Annotated in this window: 26 protein-coding genes; 13 read left to right on the forward strand and 13 right to left on the reverse strand. The window is 28.1% G+C overall.

From position 1 onward, the window contains the following. Nucleotides 1–34 precede the first annotated feature (34 nt). Nucleotides 35–1,978, forward strand: coding sequence for a TonB-dependent receptor plug domain-containing protein (locus EPJ72_RS06945; RefSeq protein ID WP_147731471.1), 1,944 nt, complete (start codon nucleotides 35–37; stop codon nucleotides 1,976–1,978). 550 nt (nucleotides 1,979–2,528) lie between these two features. On the opposite strand, the gene EPJ72_RS06950 is transcribed toward EPJ72_RS06945, so the two are convergent. The 8 genes from EPJ72_RS06950 to EPJ72_RS06985 form a co-directional block, all read right to left on the reverse strand. Continuing rightward, complete coding sequence (locus EPJ72_RS06950) at nucleotides 2,529–3,182, reverse strand: endonuclease III domain-containing protein (protein WP_147731472.1); 654 nt, start codon at nucleotides 3,180–3,182, stop codon at nucleotides 2,529–2,531. Between the two features lie 11 nt (nucleotides 3,183–3,193). Further along, entirely contained in the window at nucleotides 3,194–4,231 is a 1,038-nt protein-coding gene (locus EPJ72_RS06955) for a PdaC/SigV domain-containing protein (protein ID WP_147731473.1), read from the reverse strand. A gap of 100 nt (nucleotides 4,232–4,331) precedes the next feature. Beyond that, on the reverse strand, nucleotides 4,332–5,093 hold the full coding sequence (gene tpiA, locus EPJ72_RS06960; RefSeq protein WP_147731474.1) for a triose-phosphate isomerase: 762 nt from the start codon (nucleotides 5,091–5,093) through the stop codon (nucleotides 4,332–4,334). A gap of 41 nt (nucleotides 5,094–5,134) precedes the next feature. Then, nucleotides 5,135–5,692 carry a hydrolase gene (locus EPJ72_RS06965; RefSeq protein ID WP_147731475.1) on the reverse strand — a complete coding sequence of 186 codons (558 nt, stop codon included), beginning with the start codon at nucleotides 5,690–5,692 and terminating at the stop codon, nucleotides 5,135–5,137. A 105-nt stretch (nucleotides 5,693–5,797) separates the two neighbouring features. Beyond that, complete coding sequence (locus EPJ72_RS06970) at nucleotides 5,798–6,724, reverse strand: flagellar filament outer layer protein FlaA (RefSeq protein WP_147731476.1); 927 nt, start codon at nucleotides 6,722–6,724, stop codon at nucleotides 5,798–5,800. Between the two features lie 215 nt (nucleotides 6,725–6,939). Next, the gene (gene ftsA / locus EPJ72_RS06975; RefSeq protein ID WP_147731477.1) at nucleotides 6,940–8,190 is read right to left on the reverse strand and encodes a cell division protein FtsA; all 1,251 of its coding nucleotides are present in this window, start codon (nucleotides 8,188–8,190) and stop codon (nucleotides 6,940–6,942) included. A 115-nt stretch (nucleotides 8,191–8,305) separates the two neighbouring features. Beyond that, on the reverse strand, nucleotides 8,306–8,812 hold the full coding sequence (locus EPJ72_RS06980; protein ID WP_147731478.1) for a hypothetical protein: 507 nt from the start codon (nucleotides 8,810–8,812) through the stop codon (nucleotides 8,306–8,308). Nucleotides 8,813–8,817: 5 nt separating this feature from the next. Further along, nucleotides 8,818–9,471 carry a hypothetical protein gene (locus tag EPJ72_RS06985; protein ID WP_147731479.1) on the reverse strand — a complete coding sequence of 218 codons (654 nt, stop codon included), beginning with the start codon at nucleotides 9,469–9,471 and terminating at the stop codon, nucleotides 8,818–8,820. Nucleotides 9,472–9,742: 271 nt separating this feature from the next. On the opposite strand from EPJ72_RS06985, the gene EPJ72_RS06990 reads away from it, so the two are divergent. The 6 genes from EPJ72_RS06990 (at nucleotide 9,743) to EPJ72_RS07015 (ending at nucleotide 13,881) form a co-directional block, all read left to right on the forward strand. Then, nucleotides 9,743–10,423, forward strand: coding sequence for an ATP/GTP-binding protein (locus EPJ72_RS06990; RefSeq protein ID WP_147731480.1), 681 nt, complete (start codon nucleotides 9,743–9,745; stop codon nucleotides 10,421–10,423). Nucleotides 10,424–10,429: 6 nt separating this feature from the next. Continuing rightward, complete coding sequence (locus EPJ72_RS06995; RefSeq protein ID WP_147731481.1) at nucleotides 10,430–11,188, forward strand: hypothetical protein; 759 nt, start codon at nucleotides 10,430–10,432, stop codon at nucleotides 11,186–11,188. Next, a complete protein-coding gene (gene waaF, locus EPJ72_RS07000) occupies nucleotides 11,188–12,177 on the forward strand; it encodes a lipopolysaccharide heptosyltransferase II (protein ID WP_147731482.1) in 990 nt (329 codons plus the stop codon). Before EPJ72_RS06995 ends, waaF begins: the two co-directional genes overlap by 1 nt. Then, nucleotides 12,167–12,994: a glycosyltransferase family 2 protein gene (locus tag EPJ72_RS07005; RefSeq protein WP_147731483.1), complete on the forward strand. Its 828-nt coding sequence runs from the start codon at nucleotides 12,167–12,169 to the stop codon at nucleotides 12,992–12,994. Before waaF ends, EPJ72_RS07005 begins: the two co-directional genes overlap by 11 nt. Nucleotides 12,995–13,061: 67 nt before the next feature. Further along, a complete protein-coding gene (locus tag EPJ72_RS07010; protein WP_147731484.1) occupies nucleotides 13,062–13,424 on the forward strand; it encodes a hypothetical protein in 363 nt (120 codons plus the stop codon). Next, nucleotides 13,408–13,881, forward strand: coding sequence for a GNAT family N-acetyltransferase (locus tag EPJ72_RS07015; protein WP_147731485.1), 474 nt, complete (start codon nucleotides 13,408–13,410; stop codon nucleotides 13,879–13,881). The genes EPJ72_RS07010 and EPJ72_RS07015 overlap by 17 nt, the downstream gene beginning before the upstream one ends. 196 nt (nucleotides 13,882–14,077) lie before the next feature. On the opposite strand, the gene EPJ72_RS07020 is transcribed toward EPJ72_RS07015, so the two are convergent. Next, nucleotides 14,078–14,473: a secondary thiamine-phosphate synthase enzyme YjbQ gene (locus EPJ72_RS07020; protein ID WP_147731486.1), complete on the reverse strand. Its 396-nt coding sequence runs from the start codon at nucleotides 14,471–14,473 to the stop codon at nucleotides 14,078–14,080. Between the two features lie 23 nt (nucleotides 14,474–14,496). After that, a complete protein-coding gene (locus EPJ72_RS07025; protein WP_147731487.1) occupies nucleotides 14,497–15,165 on the reverse strand; it encodes a hypothetical protein in 669 nt (222 codons plus the stop codon). A 77-nt stretch (nucleotides 15,166–15,242) separates the two neighbouring features. On the opposite strand from EPJ72_RS07025, the gene cdaA reads away from it, so the two are divergent. The 4 genes from cdaA to EPJ72_RS07045 are packed head-to-tail and all read left to right on the forward strand — an operon-like array spanning nucleotide 15,243 to nucleotide 17,902. Next, a complete protein-coding gene (gene cdaA, locus EPJ72_RS07030) occupies nucleotides 15,243–16,028 on the forward strand; it encodes a diadenylate cyclase CdaA (protein WP_147731488.1) in 786 nt (261 codons plus the stop codon). A gap of 1 nt (nucleotide 16,029) precedes the next feature. After that, a complete protein-coding gene (locus EPJ72_RS07035; protein WP_147731489.1) occupies nucleotides 16,030–16,998 on the forward strand; it encodes a CdaR family protein in 969 nt (322 codons plus the stop codon). Further along, nucleotides 16,983–17,360 carry a NusG domain II-containing protein gene (locus EPJ72_RS07040; protein ID WP_147731490.1) on the forward strand — a complete coding sequence of 126 codons (378 nt, stop codon included), beginning with the start codon at nucleotides 16,983–16,985 and terminating at the stop codon, nucleotides 17,358–17,360. Before EPJ72_RS07035 ends, EPJ72_RS07040 begins: the two co-directional genes overlap by 16 nt. A gap of 32 nt (nucleotides 17,361–17,392) precedes the next feature. Further along, the gene (locus EPJ72_RS07045; RefSeq protein WP_147731491.1) at nucleotides 17,393–17,902 is read left to right on the forward strand and encodes a Gx transporter family protein; all 510 of its coding nucleotides are present in this window, start codon (nucleotides 17,393–17,395) and stop codon (nucleotides 17,900–17,902) included. 360 nt (nucleotides 17,903–18,262) lie between these two features. On the opposite strand, the gene EPJ72_RS07050 is transcribed toward EPJ72_RS07045, so the two are convergent. Continuing rightward, nucleotides 18,263–19,261 (reverse strand): aldose epimerase family protein, encoded by a 999-nt coding sequence (locus EPJ72_RS07050; protein WP_147731492.1) that lies wholly within the window; start codon nucleotides 19,259–19,261, stop codon nucleotides 18,263–18,265. A gap of 162 nt (nucleotides 19,262–19,423) precedes the next feature. Here EPJ72_RS07050 and EPJ72_RS07055 point away from each other — a divergent pair, with 162 nt between their 5' ends. Beyond that, the gene (locus EPJ72_RS07055) at nucleotides 19,424–21,115 is read left to right on the forward strand and encodes a DNA adenine methylase (protein WP_147731493.1); all 1,692 of its coding nucleotides are present in this window, start codon (nucleotides 19,424–19,426) and stop codon (nucleotides 21,113–21,115) included. A 466-nt stretch (nucleotides 21,116–21,581) separates the two neighbouring features. Here the strand turns inward: EPJ72_RS07055 and EPJ72_RS07060 are convergent, their stop codons facing one another. Together EPJ72_RS07060 and EPJ72_RS07065 are read right to left on the reverse strand one after the other, a co-directional pair. Further along, the gene (locus EPJ72_RS07060) at nucleotides 21,582–22,124 is read right to left on the reverse strand and encodes an epoxyqueuosine reductase QueH (RefSeq protein WP_147731494.1); all 543 of its coding nucleotides are present in this window, start codon (nucleotides 22,122–22,124) and stop codon (nucleotides 21,582–21,584) included. A gap of 60 nt (nucleotides 22,125–22,184) precedes the next feature. Next, nucleotides 22,185–23,408: a DUF6175 family protein gene (locus EPJ72_RS07065; protein ID WP_147731495.1), complete on the reverse strand. Its 1,224-nt coding sequence runs from the start codon at nucleotides 23,406–23,408 to the stop codon at nucleotides 22,185–22,187. 245 nt (nucleotides 23,409–23,653) lie between these two features. On the opposite strand from EPJ72_RS07065, the gene nhaC reads away from it, so the two are divergent. Further along, nucleotides 23,654–25,069, forward strand: coding sequence for a Na+/H+ antiporter NhaC (nhaC, locus tag EPJ72_RS07070; RefSeq protein WP_147731496.1), 1,416 nt, complete (start codon nucleotides 23,654–23,656; stop codon nucleotides 25,067–25,069). Nucleotides 25,070–25,181 lie beyond the last annotated feature (112 nt).

Raw genomic sequence — 25,181 nt, forward strand, 5'->3', positions numbered from 1 at the left:
TTTAATTAATAAAAAATAAATAGGCTGAGAAATTATGAGATATCTAATTATATTCCTTCTTGCTGTAAATATATTGTATTCGCAAAGCTATTTAATAAGAGAGTTAAAGGGAGGCATTTGGGTTACTTCTCAGGTAGAGATAACAAATAATACTCAAACAAATCAAAATAAGCAATCCTCTCTTCCTAAAAGTCCTATCAAATCAAACAGCCGTATTATAACTTCAGAAGAAATTGATAGAATGGGTTATAAAAATGCTCAGGAAGTTTTAGCAAATCAGCCCGGATTTGTTAATAAGGGCACATATATGGGTAATGAAGTAGTTGATCCTGCTGGAGCTAATGGAGATAATATAAAGATATATGTTAATGGCGTACTTATGAACACTGCTAAGGGAAATGCTGATGCAGGTGTCGACTTAAGAAGGATACCCTCAAACTTAATAGAAAAAATAGAGATAATAGGTAATTCTATTTATATAACAACAAAAACCCCTGCTCAGGATATACTTTTGGTATCATTAGGTTATGGCGCATATAATACTGTAAGACCTTCTATACTATTTTCCAGAAACATTGACGATAATCAAGTGTTTACTTTTACAGCAGATTCTTATTATAGTGACGGAAATTATTATTATGATTTTAGTAATTCATCAGGAAACAGAGTACAAGGAAATTTTAGAGATAATAGACAGTTTATTGCTAATTCATCTGCCAATTATAAATACACATTTAATAATAAAGACTTTATAAATGTATTTGCTAATGTATCATATTCAAGCTCTGCAGCACAATATGAAATTCCGCCTGTTAATAAAACAGATTCTTGGTTTACTTTTACTACTCTTACATCTGCAGTTTCATATAATGGTTTTTCTGATATTTTAGATTATAATATTACATTATCATATTTATTTGATTCATTTGTAGATAGACCATATTTTCAAGATGGTAAATATGTATCAGATTATAAATCACATGCTGCAGCTTTAACTACTTCCCTATCAAGAATGGACGAATTTATACCAAACACCATCACAATGTATAACAAATTAACTCCAGAATATAGATATGACATTCTCACAGAAGATACAAATGCAATAGAAACTAATTTCTATTATTATCCTCAAAGGCATTCAGTTTCATTAAAATATGAAATGCAGCTTTCCTTCGGATATTGGGACAATGCTACTCCTATATTTACATTTCTTCCAAGCATAAAATATGAGTATCAAAATGAAATATTTACAAACCAAAGAAATAAAAATTATTTGGCATATAATGCCGGATTTAATTTAAATTTTTATAAAGGATATGCATTATACTTTGGTTATATGAGTGATTATACAGCTCCTACTTTTAATGATCTTTATTATGGAGTATTTAGCAATCCTCAGCTGCTTCCAGAAAGCTATAATCAATTACTCACCAAATTAACATTAGAACCTGTAACCAATCTAAAAATAGAGGCTTCTTATGCATATACTATCTATACAAATAAAATAATTTGGTTTAGTAATGTACCTGAAAATGTGGATACAGCAACTTCTCATATAGTCAGCTCAAGCATAGGTTATGATATACCTTTTGCTGAGTATCATAAAATAAAAACAAAAATAGGATATTCTTATCAGTTAGCATATATGGGAAAAGATAAACTGCCAAAAATAGGTCTGCCTGAACATGTAGCAACAGCATTATTAGGATATGATTTTATACCTAAAAATGATGTATTAAGTTCATTATCTTTAAATATTTACTATACCTACTCCACTCCAAGGCCTTTATCAGATTACAGACCTATACGTTATTCTCAAGTATTCCATGATTTTAATATATCATTTTATTCTATATGGTTTAATCATTTGATATTCTCTATGCATTTTAAAAATATTTTTAATAAGACCCCAATACTTTCAACATATTCTGTTGCTAAGCCATTTACTTTTGAATTTGAAGTTGGGTATAATTTTTAGTATATGTTTGAAAAATTATATTTTTTGTGTTTTGTTTTATTCAAGTTTTATCGTAACAAAGTTTTTGCCTTCTTGGTACGCTTTGCGAAAGTGCAAGTACTATAGCTTTATATTTTGGAATATATAAAACAATGGCTATATTTTGATATACATAAAAAGCTATAATCTATTAAATGCAGTTCTTTTGGTTCTTTTATACCAATAAAAGAACTGGGGGTGTGGGGGCTAGTCCCCACAAACAAAAAACTTAAATTTTTTTAGTATATATTAAATAACTATAATTTATGTTTTTATTTTTATTCAACTTTTTCCCGCCTTCGCGGTGCGGACTTCGTCAAAGTTGCAAAAAGTGCAAGTAAAAGAATCATAACAAATCATATTAATTGTATTTTATATATAATATAAATAATATATTTAGCTAAAATGCAGTCCTTTTGCTTCTTTGGGTCACCACCGAGTAGGTGTCTAATCGGCAAAAGAAGTGGGGTGCTACCCTACGGGCACGCTTCGCAGGGGGCAAAGCCCTGCAAATAATAAAAATATAAAAATTTTATTTCTTGTTCTTGAAATAGTCGCAATACTGTGAAACCGTACATTCACTGCATAAAGGGCTAATGGGCTTACATAGGTTCTGTCCATAAATAACTAATGTGTCATTATAAACTCGCCAATATTCTTTTGGAAGCTTTTCTCTCAATGCAAACTCTGTTTCTTCCGGTGTCTTTGTGTGAACATAACCAAATCTATTTGATATTCTATGTACATGCGTGTCAACACATATTCCGTCTTTATCAAAAGCCTCTGTAACTACTAAATTAGCAACTTTTCTGCCTACCCCTTTGAGTTTTAAAAGCTCATCTATCTCATCAGGAACTTCCCCATTATAATCATCAATAATCATATGAGAAACTTCAAGTATATTTTTTGCCTTCACATTATAAAAACCTACAGGGTAAATAAGCTTAGCAATCTCTTCTTCTGTAAGCTTTATCATCTCTTTTGCATTTCCTGCCTTTTCAAACAGCCTCATAGAAGCATCTCTTGTTGTAGGGTCTTTTGTTCTAAGAGAAAGCATAGTAGAAATTAATATTTTATAAGCATCTCTGTTTGTAATTATTTTTATTTCTGTTACTACAGGCATAGGCATAGATTTGGTAACTTTTGTAAGTTCTTTCATTATAGGGTGTATATCTTTATCATTCATAAAAAACTCACCTATTCAAATAAATACATAAATACAGAATCTTGTTTTACAAATGGTTTTAATTCAGAATATCTAAACTCTATTTCAATAATACCATGTGCATAATCTGATATCTTATAGGCAGGCCATATAAACTTTATACCCGTTGGAGTAATATCGAATGTATCGCTTAATGTAATACTATTAAAATCAAAGAAATCAGATTCTGACATATTCTGAGTAAGTTTTATACGCATTAAATTAATTAAGTCAATATCAGCAACATCATCTATAAGCTCTGATATGCTTAAACCAATTCTCTTTCCTGTGGATATTAAATATATATTAGGCTGAAAATTATATATGCCATGAGCACCGCCTGCATAAGAATAATTGTATAAAGAAAATGATATTATTTTCTCATCTATAAATGATACCTCAATATTCCTTTGCATATTAAACTTATCATTTTCTGATGCAGTTTCTTTCCAAGTATTATATTGCGATGAAATTAAATTATTGAGCGTTGTTATTATATTTTCTTCATCTATAGATTTAGTATCATCAATGTCTAGAGATATTCTGTTTATTGCTTTTATGTTTTTGTTATTTTCTATAACAACAGCATCTCTGCTCGATTCAAAACTTCCATTATCATCTTTGATATTTAATTTTGCATTTATAAAGCTAATTTTATTTATAGGATAATTATTGTTTATAGAAAAAGAAAAATTGAAAGTATTATTTTTGTCAGCCGAAACCCAATTACCAGTAAAAACCATTTCACTGCTAATTTCACCATCTAAAGAACCTATTATTCTATCATTAATATTCTCATCAAGATGAAAGGTGTTTCCATTAATACCGCCCTTTATATCAGTAATCTGTTTTATAGTATCATAATAATATTTACCTGTAAGATTATTATTATTATCTATATATAAATACATACTTATAGGAGTATTGCCAATATTACCTTTAAGAAAATAAAAATCCTTTTTTGATATATCTATATTTTGACAAAAGAGTAAAGAAGAAAATAACAAAAAAACATAAACAACTTTTTTCATTTATAAACCCATTAAATTGTAATCTAAATATAATAATATAAATGAAAAAATAAAACAAGGGGGACTAATATCCCCCTAACAAATAAAATTATTTAATAATTTACTTAGCTATATAGTTAACTATTCTAGAAAACTTATCAGCAACTAGTGAAGCACCGCCAACCAAAGCACCGTCTATATTAGGCATATTAAGTAAATCATCAGCATTCTTTTCATTAACGCTTCCGCCGTAAAGTATAATCATACCCTCAGCAACACTCTCATTATAAATTGACTTTAATGTATCTCTTATAGTTTTATGCACATCATCAGCATCTTGAGGAGTAGCAGTTTTACCAGTACCAATAGCCCAAACAGGTTCATAAGCTATAACTACCTTTTTAGCCTCAGCTTCACTTAACCCCTTAAAAGCCTCCTTTACTTGACTGCTTACTATATTAGAAGTAATACCCTTTTCTCTCTCTTCTAAATGCTCCCCCACACATAAAACAGGCACTAAATTTTTATCTAAAGCTCTTTTTACTTTTTTGTTTATAAGCTCATCTTTTTCACCGAATATATCACGGCATTCAGAGTGTCCAATTATAACATATTCACATCCTACAGCCAAAAGCATATCAGCAGAAATCTGTCCAGTAAAAGCACCCTTCTCTTCAAAATATAAATTCTGTGCTCCTAATTTTATATTGCTTCCCTTAATAGCATTACAAACATCACTCAAACAAGTAAAAGTAGGTGCTATCATAATATCTCTATCTTTAACATCTTTTACTAAATCCTTTAATTGTTTAACTAACTCTAAAGCCTCTTTATTAGTATTATTCATTTTCCAGTTGCCAGCTATAAGTTTTCTTCTCATAATATATTATTCTCCTTAATTATTATAAAATATTATTAACTTAATTATTTTAATAAATTACTTAAATCTTTAAAATTATGTGCTGTTGAACCTTCTATAAATCCAAAAAGAACCATCTCTGTACTTATAATATTAGCCCCCAATTTTCTCATCTGCTCTAAACCAATTTGCTTATCATTATTAGTTCTAGAACCGCAAGCATCAGCAGCCACATAAACATTATATCCATTTTGAATCAAATGATAAACACTATAATATACGCATACATGTGTCTCAGTTCCAAATACTATAATATTTTTTTTATTTAAACTATTAAACTCCTCAACAAAATCTTCAGTAGCAAAAACACTAAAATTAGTCTTAGAAAATAATTTATGATGTTTAGGAAGTATCACTCTCTCATCAGTAGGTCCTAACCCTTTAGGATACTGCTCAGTAACTAAAACAGGTATATTATATATTTCAGAAGTTTTTAATAATATATTAGATTTTTTTATAACAGTATCTGCATTATCTATAGCTGCTAATAATTTACCCTGCAAATCTATACAAATATATAAAGAATTATTTTTATCTAATATAGGTTCATTCATTAATTTCATAAATAAATCCTTAAAAATATTATACAAACATTAAAAATACAAATAAGGGGAAACAACATAAACATTTGCTTCCCCTTAAAAAACTTTCAAAAACTCGCTTAATTATTATTGAGCAGCAGCAGCATCTTGTTGTTGCTGAGCATCGCCGCCATTAATACGTCTTTGTTCTAATTGTTGTAATTCAAAAGCTTCACGAACTCTAGCATTTTCAATAGCTTGTTTTCTTTCGTTCTCAGTTTTTAATAACTGCCAAGTAGCTTCATCATCTATATCTTCTTCGAAGTCAACAACTACTACATCATATTCCATAGTTATATCTTTAACATAAGTGATGAAATCTCCGCCTTGAGTATCTTTAGTTCTATAGAAACCTAAAGAGTCTAATCTTACAGAAGGAATCATTCTAGGATAAAGAGGTCTTCTTACTAATACTCTGTCGCGAACATTAGCTAAATACTCTCTGTTTTCCCATCTTAATTGTCTCCAACCGCTGAAGTAAAGAGCACCCATAGGATAAGATTTTAATTCACCTAATTCATTTTGTAAGTTTACAAAATAGCTAACTAAATAATTACGTCCATATACCCAAGAACTAATAGATTTAATTTCGCCAACATTTTTTACTATACCTTTACCACCTGTATATTTTGTACCATCAGTTCCGCCGTACATTTCAAGCTGAAAAGCAGGTTTTACTAAAGCATAACTATTCCAAGCTTGTAGAGGGAAATGTACTCTTATACCAAGAACTTTACCAGCTTCCCAAGCTCCGTTATTACCTTTACTATCTACGTTAGTAACATATGAATTCCTGCGATTTTCTGCTAATCTAGCAGATTCATTTAACCATACTACCCAGTTATCATTGTAAAGATTTTGCTGAACAGAAACTACTTCATTTGTATCATCTCCTGCTGGCTGCAAGTTATCAGCATTACCTGTTATAGCAAAATCAATTAAAGTTGAATTTGTTACACCGTAAGCAGATGCAGCAACAAAAATAGAAGCTAATACTGCGAATAACTTTTTCATAATTTATTGCACTCCTTGTACTAATTAATAAGCATAATAATAATATTTTATACACTAAATCACTTAATTTGTCAAGTAGATTTAATAAAAATAATTAAATCTATAAAAATAATATGTAATTTTAGTTGACATAATCTTTAAATTAAAATACAAAATATAACTTATTTATTAAGCATATTTTTTATTATAATTTTATTAAAAATATTTTTTTTATATTATTTAAAAAACTCCATTAATGATTTCTTTATATTAAACTTAAACTTTTTCTTTTCTCCTGTTTTTTTAGCATTAGGTATATTAACTTTTGTAGCCTCATCTAAACTCATCATAAGTATGCCAATAACAGCAGAATAAGCAGGATTATTAGCAATATCTGTAATACCGTAAATATTATTAGGAACTCCTATTCTCGCTGTAATAGGCATAGAACCTTTCACTGTGCTTTGATACGCTTTAGCCAATTCAACCAAACCGGGAAGCAAAGAACCTCCCCCTGTAAAAACCATACCAGCAGATAAAGAATCTATATACTTCATCTTTGATAATTCTTTGCCGCATAAACTAAGTATCTCTTCTACCCTAGCCTGTATAATTTCTGTTAAAAACTTTTTAGGTATAGCCTTAGTTTTTCCGTTTGTAGTAGGAACTTCAACTATTTCTCTGTCGCCTACCATATCTATAAAAGCACAGCCATATTCGCATTTTAATTTTTCTGCTGTAGGAATAGTTACTCTTAAACATTCAGCTATGTCATTAGTGATATGCTGACTTCCTATAGGTATAACAGCAGTATGCCAAACAGAGCCTTCCAAAAATACCATAAGCGATGTAGTAGAATGTCCTATATCAAATACAACCACTCCAAGCTCTTTTTCATCTTCTGTAAGACAAGCCTCAGCACTTCCGCGTACGCTTACTATAAAATCTTTACCGCTGAACTTCATTTTATTTAAAGTTCTTCTTAAGTTTTCGCTCACATATTTAAGCCCAGTAATTAGATGGACTTTAGTTTCTAATCTTGTTCCAGACATCCCTATAGGGTTTTTTATCTCATCTTGTCCGTCTAAAGAATATTCCTGTTCTATTGTTTCTATAATCTCTATATCTGAAGGCAAACGAACATTTTTAGCACTTTCTAATACTCTCTCTATTTCTAATTGAGTTATCTCTTTATCTTTTGTATTAACACCTATAACCCCTTTACTATTCATGCCTTTTATATGGTCGCCGCCTATAGTAGCTATCACATCAGGAGCCTGAAGCCCTGCCATATCTTCTGCTTTGTTGATAGATTTCTCTATAGCATCAGCAGCAGCATCTATATTTACTATAATACCCTTTCTAATGCCGTCACTCTCACTCTCCCCTATTCCTATAATATCAAGTTTATCCTCATTAACCCTTGCTATTACAGTTTTTATTGATGAAGTGCCGATATCTACACCAGCTATTATTGGCTCTTTCAAGGTTAAACTCCTAAATAATATTATGTTAATATTGTCGGTATATTATTATTTTCATTAATATTTTTTTAAATTAACGCTTTTTTATATAGACTAAATAGTTTTATACTGATAAGACTTAATCAATAACCCACTTACTTCCTTCTTGCTCCATAATAAATGTCTGCCTCATATTAGCAGTAGATTTATTTACCCTATCATAAACCGAAGTGCTAACATCTATATAAGCATTCTTGCCTTCAAGCTTTATGCTGTAAACCTTATCTATCTTCGTTTCAAACTCAAAATCTAATGAAGGGCTAGATGCAGCATATTCATCTGCATTTTTTACATTGCGTGTCTTAGATAAAACCTCTTTATAATTAGATGAATAAAAATTATTATAAGCTAACTTCACGCTCTCTTCATCATAAGGTAAAGATAAAAACTCTTCTAAAGATTTTAAAGCGGACGTTTTTAAAGCATCCTCATCATAATTTTTTATCTCAACAGCCTCTTTGTTTTCAACATTGCTTAAAATAATTTCTACTTTCTCGCTGCCACTCCCGCAAGAAACAAATAAACCAAATAAGCCAAATAAACTAAATAAAACAAATAAAAAAATTGTTAAAATATTATTATTCATAAAAATTAAAGCCCTTCCAATATCTCTTTTCTATTGTTTTGAGGAGGTATAGATTCTTTCTCATCTATTCTAGTTTGAGAAGTAGTTGTAATATTATTCATATTGATATATTTAACTATGCTAGGACGCTCTAATATAATTCTGTTGTCCCCATTCTGCCAAGAAACAGTTTCTGCATCCAAAAAAGCTCCTTTGCCGTATTTTGCCGACATAGAAGATAATAATTCTAAAAAATCTACCTGATCAGGCTGAAAATATATAGTAATAGAATATAATGAATCATCTTTAAAAATAAAATATCCGCTCTTATAAAACTTATTCTCTTCTAAAGATAAAAAATCAGCACTCTCTTCTGAAGCTAAATCCACTCCATTAGTGTTAAGCATATATTCTTTAGGAAGCATCATAGTATTATCTTCCAATATAGCTCTAATTGTATCTTCTCTACTAGAGCCTAATCTTATATTTTTAAATCCTGTAATAGGAACATTAATTACTGCAGGTTTTCTTCCTACTATGGCATCATTAGTTATATAACTTTCTTCTGTTGTTGTATTGTCGTTATTATTGTTTTGAGGAGGAGTATAAGCATCATTAGTCGCATATTGACTAAATAAATTGACACAAAACAAAAACATCATTATTAATATATATCTCATAATATTCTACCTACTTTAAACTATAATATAGTATCGACTATATTTTTAATTTAATTATTTTTTTTACATATACTTAAAATATATATTTATAACCTACATATAATATATAAAACTTATAAAATTATTTATTATAAAATTATTTTATTTACAAAAACAATAGTATTATAATAATTACATAAGAATTATGTATACTAAAATTTGAAAATATTCTAAAATATATTATATTATAATATGAAATATTCTATAAAAAAGTTTTTTAATGTAGGTGGTTATGAATATAAAAAATAATAGAGTAACAATAATATGCGGGCATTATGGAGTGGGGAAAACAACATTCTCCATCAATTATGCCATCTATTTAAAAAACAAAACAGACAAACAAATATATATAGCAGACTTGGATGTTGTTAATCCTTATTTTCGCTCAAGAGAACATGCTCAAAACCTAAAAGATAAAAATATAAAAATAATAGGAAGCTACCTGCCTCAATCTGGTTCAGATTTACCTGCTGTGTCTGCTGAAGTTTATTCTATATTTAATAACAAAGATATTATAGGAATAATAGATATGGGAGGAAACTCTGTTGGAAGCTTATCTTTTGCAACTTTTAGAGAGTGCGTTCAAACTGATGAAACTGATATATTTTTTGTTTTAAACGCTAACAGAAAAGAAAACTCCACATTTGAACTTGCTTTAGGTCATCTTATTTCTATAGAAGCAACTCTTGCATTAAATGTTACAGGAATAGTAAACAACACTCATCTTATGAATGATACTACTTTGGAAGATATTATAAAAGGTGAAGAGATAGCAGAAAAAATCTCTAAAGAAAAAAATATAGATGTAGTATGCAGTTGTGTTAATAGTAATTTTATTAAACAAAATATAAAAACAAGATATCAATTATTTAATATAGAATATGATATAAAAAATATAGGGAACGTTGTATAACTTAGTATGGATTATAGTAATAAAAAATTATATGAGTTAGCACCTTTGCTTTCTCCTAGCATATACGAAACTATATTTTATAATCAATACGAAATAAGAGCTGATAAAAATGCTATTATATTAGATGATAAAGTATTTGATGATGTTTATATAGAAGAAAAAATATATAGAAACTTTATATTGTCAAATTCAAATAGACTTGGAAAATCTTTAAACTATTTGGGGCTTAATCAGATGCATGGGGGAATTATTAATAATTTGGAAACAGATGGTAATAATAAACTTATATTGACTCTTATTGATACAGGAGTAGATAAATTAGCTAAAACTTTAATAGAAACAAAAGCTATTAATTTGGATATAAAACCATTTATAGTAAAAATAATATTTGAAAATGTTTACTGCTATTCTAATAATGATATAGATAAAGAAGAGTTTATCATAAAAAATAATGATACTATAATAGAAAAAACATACATACAAGATCAAATAACTTTAATAAATGATAACGAAATAGAAATTGTTATATCTATTCAAGATAAAGAAGAGAAATTAAGTTATTATATAATAAAATCTAAAAATACTTCTATTGTAGATGAAGCAAGAGATACTTGGCTTAGTACTTTTTATGGAAATGATTTTGCTATGCTTTATGATTATTTTATTAATGCTAGAAAAACTAATAAACTTGTTATGAATAGAAATGTATGCATTAGCATTATTGCAAAATATGAAGAGTTTATTTCTCAGCTGGATATATCTTAATGAAGAAAATAAAAAACTTATTAATACATGCTCCAAACTGGCTTGGTGATATAGTAATGTCTTTGCCTGCTATACATTTAATAAAAGAAGAATATAAAGACATAAAAATAACTGTATTAGCAAAGAAATCAATGTTTGGAATACTTACTGTAAGCGGTTTAGTTGACGATGTAATAGAGTTAAAAATATTTCCTTCTTTAAGAAAATATCATTTTGATGCTGCTTTACTTTTCCCTAATTCTTTTGAAAGTGCTTTTAGAATATTTGCTCATGGCATAAAAACACGTATAGGATATAAGGCTAATTATAGAAGTTTTATGCTTACAGAGAGTATTGAAAGAGAGAGTGTTAGGTGGATTCATACTGCTGATTATTATGTTAATTTACTTAAAGCTATTAATATAAATAAGCCTAGACCTATTATAAAACTGAACATAAAAGAAGATGTTTTAAACAATGCCAAAGAATATATTAAAACTATAAACCCACAAAACAAAAAAATATTTGCCTATGGTATAGGGGCTACTAATAGTTTTGGTAAAATCTGGAAAGAAGAATATTTTGCAGAAGTTATAAATTACTTATCAAATAAATATAATGCCATAACTTTATTTATAACTACTCCAAATGAAAAAGAGATATCTGATAAAATAAAATCTATGCTAAATCAAGAACCTATTATAAAATATACTTCATTAGATAATATAGCAGCTATGCTTAGCTTATGTGATGGATTTATAGGAAATGATTCTGGAGCTATGCATGTTGCTTCTATAGTTGGGATACCTACTTTAGCTCTATATTTTGCCACACCCGCCGGTATGAACGCCCCAATAGGTATTAATAGCCATATAATAGAAAAAAAACCAGATAATAAGGCCTGTATCTGCGGCGGCAGAAAATGCTCACTTAACACTTTTGAATGCAGAGAAGTAATAAAACCAGAAGAAGTTATAAATAAATTTGAAGGAATTATTAATGGATTATGATGTTACTCTTTCTATAACTACATACAATGAAGAAAAATATTTGCCCATACTTTTAGATTCCATAAAATCACAAAAGGCTAATTTAAAAATGGATATACTTGTTATAGATGATTCTTCTACAGACAAAACATTAGAAATAGCGAAGTCTTATGATGATGTAAGAATTATACATAATGATAAAAAGTCTGATGTTCAGTATATGAGAAATACAGGACTTAAAGAAGCATTTGGAAAGGTGATAATATTTTTTGATGCTGATGTTGCTATATCTGATAATTTTGTAGAGAATATGGTTCGTCCTATAATAGACGGAAAAACTGATACTACATTATGCAAAACTTATGCGGTATTAGAGGCTTTTTATGATGTGCTTCCCGAAAAGTATTCTCAAAGTTATGTTAATTTTATAAAGCATTGCCCAAGATTTATGATGAAGCGTTTTCCTGTGCAATTTGTTCTTTGGGTTGCAAGATGGTTTAAAATGATGAAAAATAAAAAATGTTTTGTAAGCATTTGGAATGTCCCAAATAGAACACATACTACAGGTATAGCTACAAAAACAGAAATTGCAAGAAAAACAGGCGGCTGGAAAGTGAGAATAGGAGATGGAGATGATGCTCAGTATTCAAATGATATATGCGATGCCAGCTCTAAAGTATTGTGGGTTGGAAAATGCTTGCTGTTTATTTCAAGAAGAAGAGTTTTTCCTACCGATAATGGCTGGATAACAGATATATTATTTAAGCCAATAAAAAAATGGTATAAAAACAAAATTAAAAAGAAAAATGATAATGATTATACAGAAAGTATAAGATAAGAAATAATTGATAAAAACATAATTATATTATATATTATATATAATAAATAATAATAAGGGAGTATAAATGATAACTTTTAAAACTATAGATGATAATGAAATGAAATATATTATGGAAAATAAAGAAGTAAGCGATAATATAAAAAATGTTTCAGAAAAAGTGCTTGCTATATTCACGCAAGATTGGTGCGGAGATTGGAAAGGATTAAAAAGAGAATTAAATACAAATGAACAAAATAAAGATATAGATTTAACTGTGTTTATATGTATATATAATGAAAGCAGCCTCTATGAAGAGTTTATGAATTTCAAAGAAAAAGAATGGAAAAATGAACTTATTCCTTATTTGAGATATTATAAAAACGGTAATTTTATTAAAGACACTAATCATTTGCCGTTTCAAAGAATTGTGAATGTGTTTAATCAATAATAATAATTTTGAAATAAAAAAAGCCAAATTAGAAGATTTAGAAGAGATTAGTAATTTAGCTAAAAGAATATACCTTAAATATAACTCATCATTAGATACAGATGAAGGAATAAATAATATATTAGCTTTTATTAATTATGATAATATATTAATGAGAACATATATTGACGGCTCTCTAATTCTTAAAGCAAAAGACATTAAAAAAAATATTATTATAGGCTTTATAGAAATAAGAAATTATAATCATATATCGCTTTTATTTATTGATGATGAGTATTTTAGACTAGGCGTAGCTAAAAAACTTTTTGAACAAGTTAAAGATATGATGCCAAGCGATAAGTACTCGGTTAACTCTAGCGATTATGCTATAGAGTTCTATAAAAAATTGGGCTTTGTTGCTATTTATGATGATATAAAAATAGAAAACGGCGTTCATTTTCACCCAATGATTTTTTAAAATACCTGATATATGTATATTGACAAATAACTTTTTTTGTATATACTATTACTATAAAAGGCATGCATATGTGAATATTAATAGATTTAATTGGTTCAATTATAAATTTTATAAAAAAGAAATTTTCAAAAATAGGCAAACATTAACCTAAATATTATTGCACAAGGGCTACTCCTCCCATGTGCAATAATACTATTTATTGTTTCATTACCTGCACATACACCTTTCTATTTCTTGCCCCATCAAACTCAAAGAAATATATATCCTGCCAAACACCTAATACTATATCTTTATTTTCTATTATGACTGTCAAACTAGGCGAAACTAAAGACGACAAAACATGTGCCTGTGAATTGCCTTCAGCATGCCTATAATTATCATGCTGAGCAACCACTTTATTGAAAGCATTCTTCATATCAAATAAAACATTACTGTCTGCATTTTCATTAATACCAACCCCCGCAGTAGTATGAGGCGTAAATATAACCGCTATACCAGATTCCGCATTCTCCTCAAAAACACATTTCCTAACCTCTTCAGTGATATCTATAATGTCAAATCTTGAATTAGTTTTTACATTGATAGTATGCATATAATACACTCCTTAATTTTTTATTATATAACAAATCTTAAAGCTAATTGCATTCCCACACTAAGAGTACTTATATTATGATACTGATAATGAGGATTATTAACACGTACAAAAACATCATAAAGAATATAGCTTCCCAAATTAATATTAATATATCTATTAACAGCAAATGAATAATCAAAGGCTAATTTAATAAAAGTAATGGGAGCTGCTTCACTGTAATATAAGCTAGTATTATAAATATTTTTATTATCAACTTTTTCTATATAATTTACTGTAGTAGGCATCTTTACGCCAATTCCAAAACCAATAGAAAAATTATCAATACTAAACTTTGGCAAAACACCAACAAGAATATTTTCAAAATAGTAGGAATAAGTAGTTTTTAAATCTTTAGACCTATAAGAATAACTATCATGACTATATCCAAACTCAGCTAATATGCTCAAAGCCATTCTATCAGATATTAAATACATATATCCAAATTGTAAAGAAGCCCCAATCTCAAAATCCACAAAACTCTTCATGCTTAAAACTGTAGGATTATTAATAAGCTTAGAATCTGAAAAACCAATGCTCATTCCAAAAGGTATATTTAATAATACTTCAAATCTGTTTTTCTGTGCAAATGCATTAAAACTTAAAATAAAAACAAAAATTATTATAAAAAATAGCCTCTTAAAAAAATACATTAAAAAAATACCTCAGTTTTAATATTATAATATTTTTTATTATTTGCAAATATACATATATATGATATAATAAACATATGCTTTATAATATCAATAATTTTATATCAACTTCAAATTGGCGTTATCTCTTTTATAGTCTTGATATAATCTTAGTAGCAATATTATTCTACATTTTTTATATGCTTATGTATAATACAAGAGCATATAGCATAGCCCTTGGTTTTATAATACTTTTTTTCATCACATTAATAGCCAAAATATTCGGACTCACTACCCTCTCATGGTTATTTGACAAATTTTTCCAAGTAGGTCTTATTGCAATAGTGGTGCTTTTTCAGGCAGAAATTAAACATGGTCTAATAATATTAGGCGGAAGAGCGTTATTTAAAAAATCTTTCGGATATGATGAAGATCAAATACAAAAAATTATGAGTGCAACTTTTAATCTGTCCTACAAAGGTTATGGTGCTTTAATAGTATTTCAAAGAAATATATCTCTGCATTCTCTTGTAGACAAAGCAGTAAAAATTAATGCAGACATCTCTATAGAATTATTAGAATCTATATTTTTTAAAAATAACCCCATACATGATGGTGCTGCTATCATAATGGAAAATAGAATAGCTGCAGCAAGTGCATATTTACCCCTCACAGAAACAGAGCCTCAAATAAAAAATAGAAGACTAGGCACTAGGCATAGGGCAGCAATTGGTATATCAGAGCAAACTGATGCTGTTGTGGTAGTTGTTTCAGAAGAAACTCAATGCGTTTCTATTGTTCATGGGGGAATATTAGAATATAATTTAAGCAGAGATGAATTATATAAAAGGCTTGGTGAACTTTTAGAGGTAAAAGTAGATTAAAATGAAAGATATTATAATAAAAAAATTTAAACAAAAAAAATTGTTATCCTATATAACAAACAGATTTTGGATTAAAGCTTTATGTTTAGTAATGTCTTTTATGCTTTTCTTGTATGTAAGATATCAGCAGGAATATAATAAAGAATATACCACAAAATTAAATATAAAAAATCTTCCTGCAAAACTATTAATTGCTAACGACATCAAAGAAACTATAACTATAGGCGTAAAAGGATTTAAAGATAATATATATGAGCTTCCAAGAGATTTTTCTGCTTATATAGATTTAACCAATGCACAAATTGGAAGTAATATGTATAGGGTATATTTAGAAGACGATGCGGATTATTCATCACTTAACATCAGTATAAATCCAAACAAAATACCAGTAGTGTTAGACCAATTAGCATACAAAACTGTTCCTATAGAAGTACAAACAGTAGGAAAAGCATCATTAGGGCTTGAAATTGAAAATATTATAATTAATCCTTCAAACACAATAATATCAGGTCCTAAAACTTTAATATCTCAAATAGATAAATTATATACTAGAACTATAGATCTTGATGATAAATATTTAGATTATAACACTAAACTTAATTTAAATATACCTCCAAATATTAAATCTGATACTTCCAGAGTAGATGCTAGTATAATTTTTAATAAAGATATAGAAATAGTAACATTTGAAAATATAGAATTAAATATAAACAATTTAAATAGCAGATTTAATATAAAATACAGTGAACCTTTAATTGTTAAAAAAATTGTATTAGAAATGAATAAAAACTTAATAGAAAACTTAAAAAAAGAGGATATACTACTTTCATTAAATTTAATAAACATCACAAATGAAGGTATATATTCTAATATTTCAATAGAAGCAAATATTCCAGATTATGCTAAATTATCATATATAGAACCTTCATTTTTCAATATAGAAGTAGAAAAAATATGGACAAATCAATAATAAAAAATATTAGGTTTGGGGATATTATTATTATTTTGATTATAGTAATATCCATTATTTATTATGGAAAAAACTTGATAGAAAACAATAGCAGTAAAATTATAATAGATACTCCTTCAAAATCTTTAAGATATGATTTGAATACAGACAGAGAAATAAAAGCAGAAGGGCTTATTGGAGAGACTACTATTATTATAAAAGACAAAAAAGTAAAATTTGAATATTCTCCATGCAGGGATAAACTTTGCATAAAAGCAGGCGAATTAAAAAATGCCCCTATAATATGCATGCCAAATGGAGTGTTAATAAGATTTGAAAAAAATACTGAAAATGATATAACAATAGATTCTGTTGTACAATAAATGTTATACAATAAATAAAGGTTTTTTAATATATGACACTTTTTGAAGAAATTAAAACACATACTGGCAAAAGAAGAGTTTATGATATAATATTTTTTGCTTTTTTATCTTCATTTATTGCCGCAATAGAAAATATGTTTCCAAGGCCCATACCATATTTTAGGATAGGGTTTTCTTTTATTATTATATTAATGGTTTTAGATTCATTTAATTTGAAAGAACTCCTTCTTATGATAGCAATAAAAAATATATCGGTTGCTATAGTATTTGCATATATTCTTACCCCTCCATTTTATCTTGGAATAACTGGCGGGATTATGTCTGTTATAGTAATGAAGGCAATGAGAAATTTTAAAAACATTTTTTCGCTTTTGGGTGTAAGCATTACCGGAGCATTAGTAAGCAATTTATCACAAGCAATACTTTCTCAATATCTTTTTAATTTGCCGGATATAAAATTTTTAATACTTCCTGTGTTAATAATATCATTAATAACAGGAAGCATAATAGGAATATTCACTATTATTTTTAACAGAGAATAAAAAATATTAGAAGTGTTTCAAAACTTAGAGGGATAATTAATTATAATAAAAATTTTATAGTTTATTAAAAATTTTTTATTTAAAAAATATATATAATGACACTATATGCTTATGTCTATACTTCATAAAAATGCAGTTCTTTTGGTTCTTTTATACCAATAAAAGAACTGGGGTGCTGCACGGTGTGTACTTCGTTAAGGGCAAAGCCCTGCAAATATATTAATTTAAGTGCAAATATTGAAGTTTTCCCTTACATTTAGCTAAAGTGTAAGTTAAGAAAACAATACTATTTTATATGTAATATAAATTATTAAATTAAAAAATATAAATATTTACTAATTTAGTTATAAAACAAATCCATTACAAAGTAGCAAACTTATAAATAGTTCTATGCTTAAACTCTCTATCTGGATAAAGTATTATACTTGGAAAATGATTATAATTTAGTGCTAAAGTAAAATACTGTGTCTCCAAGCAAAAAGCCTCATGTTTGTTTAATACTTGTCCTCTCACCTGTAAATTGTTTAGAGAATTAGCAGTGTAAAACAAAACAGAAGGCATATCTGTAAACACTTCTAAAGATATTAAACTCTCCTCAGAAACAACTTTCACTCTAGATTTTTTTATATCATTATCATCAAATACAAAACAATTATCGCATCCGCCTTTAGCTTTTATTATAGTGTCAATATCTTTCATATTTCTAAAATCATAAGGAGTATTATCAACTTTTAAAATCTCTCCGGAACTATCCCCATTTTCATTTTCAGGTAAATAATAATTAGCATCTATTGATATTTTATGATTGTTAATCTTACCCTTTCCATTCAAATTAAAATAAGAATGATTCATTATGTTTACTGGAGTTGGTTTATCAGTTATTGCTCTATAATCTATTATAACTTCATTATCTTCTGTAAGTGTGTATGTAACAGTTAAATCTAAATTACCAGGGTATCCTTCTTCACCGTCTTTTGATAAATAATGAAACTCTATTTTTTTATCAGCAATTTGTTTTGAAGTAAAAAACACATAAGACATCCCATCTGCTCCGCCATGCGTATGATGAGGTGCCTTGTTTGGATTTAATTTATATTCTTTATCTCCTATTTTAAAACTAGAGTTCAAAGTTTTACCAGCCACCCTTCCAACGGTACCTCCCATATGACCATTTTTTGCCTTGGCACTGTAAAAGCTAACATCATCAGAACCAAAAGCCACTTCAATATTTTCACCTTTTTTGTTTTTGAAAAATATACCCGTTATAGAAGCTCCAACATCTGCTAACTTTAGTTTTAAACCGTTACCATTTTCTAATGTATATAAAAATCCGTTTTCTCCAAACTTTTCTTTTATCATATAAATTTCTCCTAATTAAATATAATCTTACAAAAATTAAACATATAAATTTTAATATTCCAAAACTTATATAGCCTTATTATACATTAATAAAATAAAACTGCAAAAATAGTTATTGATTATTTATATATATTATGTTAATATAATTATGTTAATATAATTATGATAACTAAAGACAGCTACCTAAAAAATAACCTGATAGCCTATATCGGTAATAAAAGAAGACTTCTGCCCTTTATAGAAAATGCATTTCTAAATATTTTGCAAGAAGATAAAAATATAAAAACTGCATTAGATTTGTTTGCTGGAAGCGGAAGCGTGTCAAGACTTTTAAAAACTCTTAATTTAAAAGTATATTCAAATGATTGGGAGTATTATTCATATATATTAAACTACGCACATATATGCATAAACGAAAAAGATGTAAATAATATGTTTAAGCATACAGGAGGCGTTGAAAACACTATTAACATAATAAACAGCATAAAAAATATTGATGATAAAGATAGATACATTTCAAAATATTATGCCCCCTTAGATGACAATAATCCAGATTTAAAAAATGAAAGATTATTCTACACTCAATATAATGCCACAAGAATAGATATAATAAGACACAACATAGAAGAACTTTACAAAAATAAAGCAATAAATAAAAAAGAATATTATTATCTATTAGCTTCTATAATATATGAAGGGGCAACGCATACAAACACATCGGGCGTATTTAAAGCTTTTCACTCTGGTTTTGGAGGAAGAAACAAAGACGCTTTAAAAAGAATACTTTCGCCAATATCATTAAAAGAGCTTTCTTTATATGACGGAATAAAAGGTGAAGTAAGTATGCTTGATGCAAATGAATATGTATTAAAAAATAAAGATAAGCATTTTGATTTGGTGTATTTAGATCCTCCTTATAATCAGCATCAATATGGAAGTAATTATCATTTATTAAACACAATAGCACTATGGGACAAACCTGCAATAAATAGAGAAATATATATAAACGGCAAAAAAACAGATAAAGGCGGTATAAGAAAAGATTGGGTTAAAACAAAATCTGACTACTGCTATAAAAAAACGGCAAAAGATGCATTTAAAAACTTAATAGATAATATAAATGCAAGTCATATAGTATTGAGTTATTCTACAGACGGTATAATAGATTATGATGATTTGATTTCAATATTAGAAAGCAAAGGCAAATTAAAAATAGTAACTTCAGAGTATACAAAATATAGAGGAGCAAAACGCTCTGTAATAAATAAAACCAAAAATGTAGAATATTTATTTATAGTTGACACTAAAAAAAATAATACAAGCAGCAAAAATAATAATATAAAGTACATTGAAAATATAAGATTAAAATTAAATAACCCTGTAGATACCATAAAAGATAATTTGGTATTTGAAAACAAAAAAGAAGGAAATATCATATTAAAATTAGAATATACAACACATATAATAAATCAAGAAGAAATATGCCAAACATTAAAAAATAAATCATTAGAATATATAAAATTGTTTTCAGAGTTTTTAAATAAGCATATAAAAGAAAATAATATAGAAGCTTTAAAAATATATTTATCACACTTAAAAAACGCCATATTAATAAACGACAAAAAACTAATAAAATATTTTTCAAATCATATACTAACAATATATACAAGACTATGCTCAAAGAGGTCTAATGAATATATAGTTGATATCACAAATGAAATATTAAACATCATATCCTACTATAAACTTGATGATATAATATATATAGATAAAATAAAAAAGAGAATAGTTTATAATATATCACATTCAGAGATATCAGAAGAGAATAAAAAGAATATATTAGTAAAATTATAATTATAGTGAAATTTTTAATTTTTGTGTGGACTATCCCCATGCGAAGCGTTGCCGAAGGGCGAAAACTTTGACGAAGTCCACACCGTGTAAGGCGGGAAAAAGTTGAATAAAAATAAGAACATAAATTATAGTTGTTTAATATATACTAAAAAATTTTTATGTTTTTTAGTATTTGCGGGGACTAGCCACCGCACCCCTAGTTCTTTTGCGACCGAAGGAAGTGTCCTTGTGGCGTGGCACAAAGAACAAAAAAGACTATATTTTTAATCTCAAATTTAGGTTTCATAATATATTTAATATATATTACTAAAATATTAGCTATAGTATGTGCGTTTTTTGCAACTTTTTTGAGCGACAAAAAAGTTGATAATATTTTTTCACAAATATAAAAATTGACAAAATATAGTTGTTTAGGTATATATAACACTTAGACAATTATATTTTGCCAATATAGTAAATTACAGTTTTAATTTCTTATGCTAAACTCGCATCCGCAGTAATGCTGTCTATAAAGCCCTGCCTCATTAGCTATTATATTAGTCTTTTTAAATCCGTCTTTTTTCTTAAAATCTATATGCAAATATTCTATATTATCATATTTAGAAGCAATACTGTTTCCTATCATCTCTATAGCCTTGCTGTTTTTATGCGGACTCACACTCATAACAGTAGTAACATATTTTGCATTAATACTATGAGCATATTCAAAAGCCTTAGATATTCTATGCTTAAAACAAATATTGCACCTAGCACCCTTTTCAGGCTCATTCTCAAAACCCTTTATATCATTATACCAATCTTTTATATACGCTTCATTTTCTTCTATATATATGTCTATATTGTTATCTTTAGTAAACTTTATAAACTCATCTCTTCGTCTGTTATACTCTTCTATAGGATAAATATTAGGGTTATAAAAATAAAAAATAGTGTCATAATCTTCAAGTAAAGTTCTAGGATAACACATACAAACAGCACAGCATGTATGAACGACTAATTTCTCTCTCATTTTTTAATTGCACCAATTATTGTTTTATTATTTTTTGGTTCATTATTTTACTTATAATCTTTATCTCTTATTAGCTTTTAAATTAATTGTCTTATCATCGAAACTGTTTATAATTATTTGATAGCCCATATTTTTCGCCTTAGCATTAATATCAACGGCTAAATCTCTGCTGCTTCCAACATACTGCACAACATATCTTGATGAATCTCCGCTTATTCCTCTATTATAAACGCTTTTAAGATTTTCTATATTTTTCTTAAGAGCCTCTTCAAAACCTATAGAATCATTAAAATCAAGCCCTGTAACATATATAGTATATTCCGTACCATTTTGAACTTCATTTTGCCACTTATTTACTATTTGATTAATAAAATCTTCAGAAATAGAATCAGCCGATTTTACTAAAGCAATAGAATGAGCATCTTTTTCGCTTCCGCCTACCCCTCCAGCTTGATGAGTAGCACGAGCTATAGTACTATAATCAGATACATTCACAGCAGTAATGGCAACATCGCTTCTATAACTTTTTAAAGCAGTACCTTGTATAGTGGTAAAATATGCAGCATCAGCCTTGCCAAGTATAGCAATCTGAGCACCTGTGGCTTCTGCTATTTTTTTTACGGTAGAAGATGAATTGTCAGAATAGCTAATATTTTCACTTCTTACAACATTTCTTAAAGAACTAGCACTTACAAATTTAAAACCCTTATCGCTCATATTTTTTTCAAGTTCCACATTAAATGCATCACTTAATTCGCCATTATCATCAGTAACAAGCACAACTATTAAAGGCATATTTTTTCTATCTAACAATATACCCATAGCCTGCAAATTGTCCTGAAGCATATCTACTCCCACAACTGCCTCTATTTTGGCATACCATACAGATGAGCTTTTTGTAATAGAAAGCACTTTATAAGAAGAAATATATCCAGTAGTGTTATCATATATTTTAGAGCTTATGAGTTTATTATTTTCAACCAAAGTAGTACCATTAACTATAGAGCCAACCGCCTGTTCAACAGCATTTCTTTTAGCACTTTCTAAAGCCCTGTCTATAGCATTAGCCTCTCCTCTATTATCAGAAGAAGCAAACCCTTCGGCTACTATCTTTGTAGTTTTACCGCCTTTGAAATCTGGATTCTTCCAATTATTAATAACTCCTATCTCTCCTGTATCCTCTCCTATAAGAACTCCGCTTTGCGTACTCTTTGAAGTGGTTGCACATGATATAAAAAATATCATTAAAAACATTGCTAAAAATAATTTATATAATCTCTTCATAAAACTCATAAACCTAAAAAATATTTTCTAATAAATATATATTATAATCAAAGCCTTATTTTTTCAAGCGATAATATTTTTTAAGATTTAAACATTATAATTATTAAAAAATAAAAAATATACATATCTATAACTCATAAAAAAATTTATTATAAATATTGACATCATAATGAAAATATGTTATATATTGTTGTAACAGTAATTATTACAATATTCAAAGAATATATTTAATTATGGAGCCATTTATGCATACAAAAAAAATAAATACATTCTTCAAACTATTTCCTCTTATTTTTATACTCATCACTGTTTTAATATTCACTGTACAATATGGAGTTCCAATAGAGTTTTTACTTACAATAGGAACATTAATAGCATGCATAATAGCATATTTTGCAGGATATAAATGGAAAGATATGGAAAATGCCTTCATAAAAAAAATTGTTGATACTTGGCTTGGTGTTTTAATATTTATATTAATAGGTATAGTAGTAGGCTCTTGGGTATATTCTGGAACAGTGCCTATGTTAATATATTACGGCATAAAATTTATTCACCCTTCTTTTATACCTGTAATGGCTTTTATTGTAACATCATTTCTTTCTATATTTACTGGTACTTCTTGGGGCTCTGCTTCCACTGCTGGCGTTGCATTCATTGGTATTGCTCAGGCTACAAATACTCCACTTCCATTGGTTGCTGGTGCTGTTATAAGCGGGGCGTATCTTGGCGATAAAAACTCTCCTATATCGGACACTACTGTTTTAGCAGCTCTCGGTGCTGGCACTACCCTACAAAATCACATAAAAACTATGCTTGTAAATACTATTCCTTCTGCAATACTTGCCGCTGTAGTTTTTACAATATTAGGTTTTAATGCCGCTCCAATTAATTCTGATATTCTAAACCTAAAAGAAGCTAGCGAAATATTAACTTCATTAGAAAATATTTATAATTTCAATATATTATTACTCATTCCTCCTATATTTGTGCTTGCTGCAAGTGTAAAAGGTGTTAATCCTGTAATAACAATGTTTATAGGAAGTTTGCTTGCAATAATATTAGGGGCATTTATTCAAAACTTTGGTTTTATTAATTCTATGAAATCTTTTGTAACAGGGTTTAATATATCAATGTCTCCTACCGTTAATCCTGATACTGTGCCTCAAAACCTCCATATCCTATTAAACCGAGGCGGTATGATTAGCACTATGCCTAGTGTATTGTTTTTAATATTAGCACTAACATACGGAGCTATGCTTGAACTTTTGGGTACTTTTCAAACCTTAATAACATTATTAATAAAAATAACCAAAGGAAGAAGAAGCTTAATATTTATAACATGGCTTACAACATTCACTATAAACTCAGCATTAAGCAGTTTACAATTTACTTTCTTAACTTTGGGAAATGTGCTTCAAACAGTATACGATAAATACAACATCAATAGAGGCGTATTATCAAGAACTATGGAAGAAGGAGGAACACTTACTGAGGTTTTACTTCCATGGACAATCACAGGTGTTTATATGACTACTATACTTGGAGTACACACTTTAGAATATATGCCTTATTCGTTTTTTAATTTAATAAGCATATGTATATCATTTATCTATATGCTCACGCTCCCGAAATTCGCTGTGGGTATTAGTAAAATTTAATTCTATTATAGTATTATATACTAAAATTTTACGTTTTGTCAAAATTATGCTTTTATGTTTTTTATTTGTGGTGGCTTTGCCCCCACACCCCCAGTTCTTTTGCTGCCGCAAA

The sequence above is a fragment of the Brachyspira pilosicoli genome (assembly GCF_008016535.1).
GTDB lineage: Bacteria > Spirochaetota > Brachyspiria > Brachyspirales > Brachyspiraceae > Brachyspira > Brachyspira pilosicoli_A.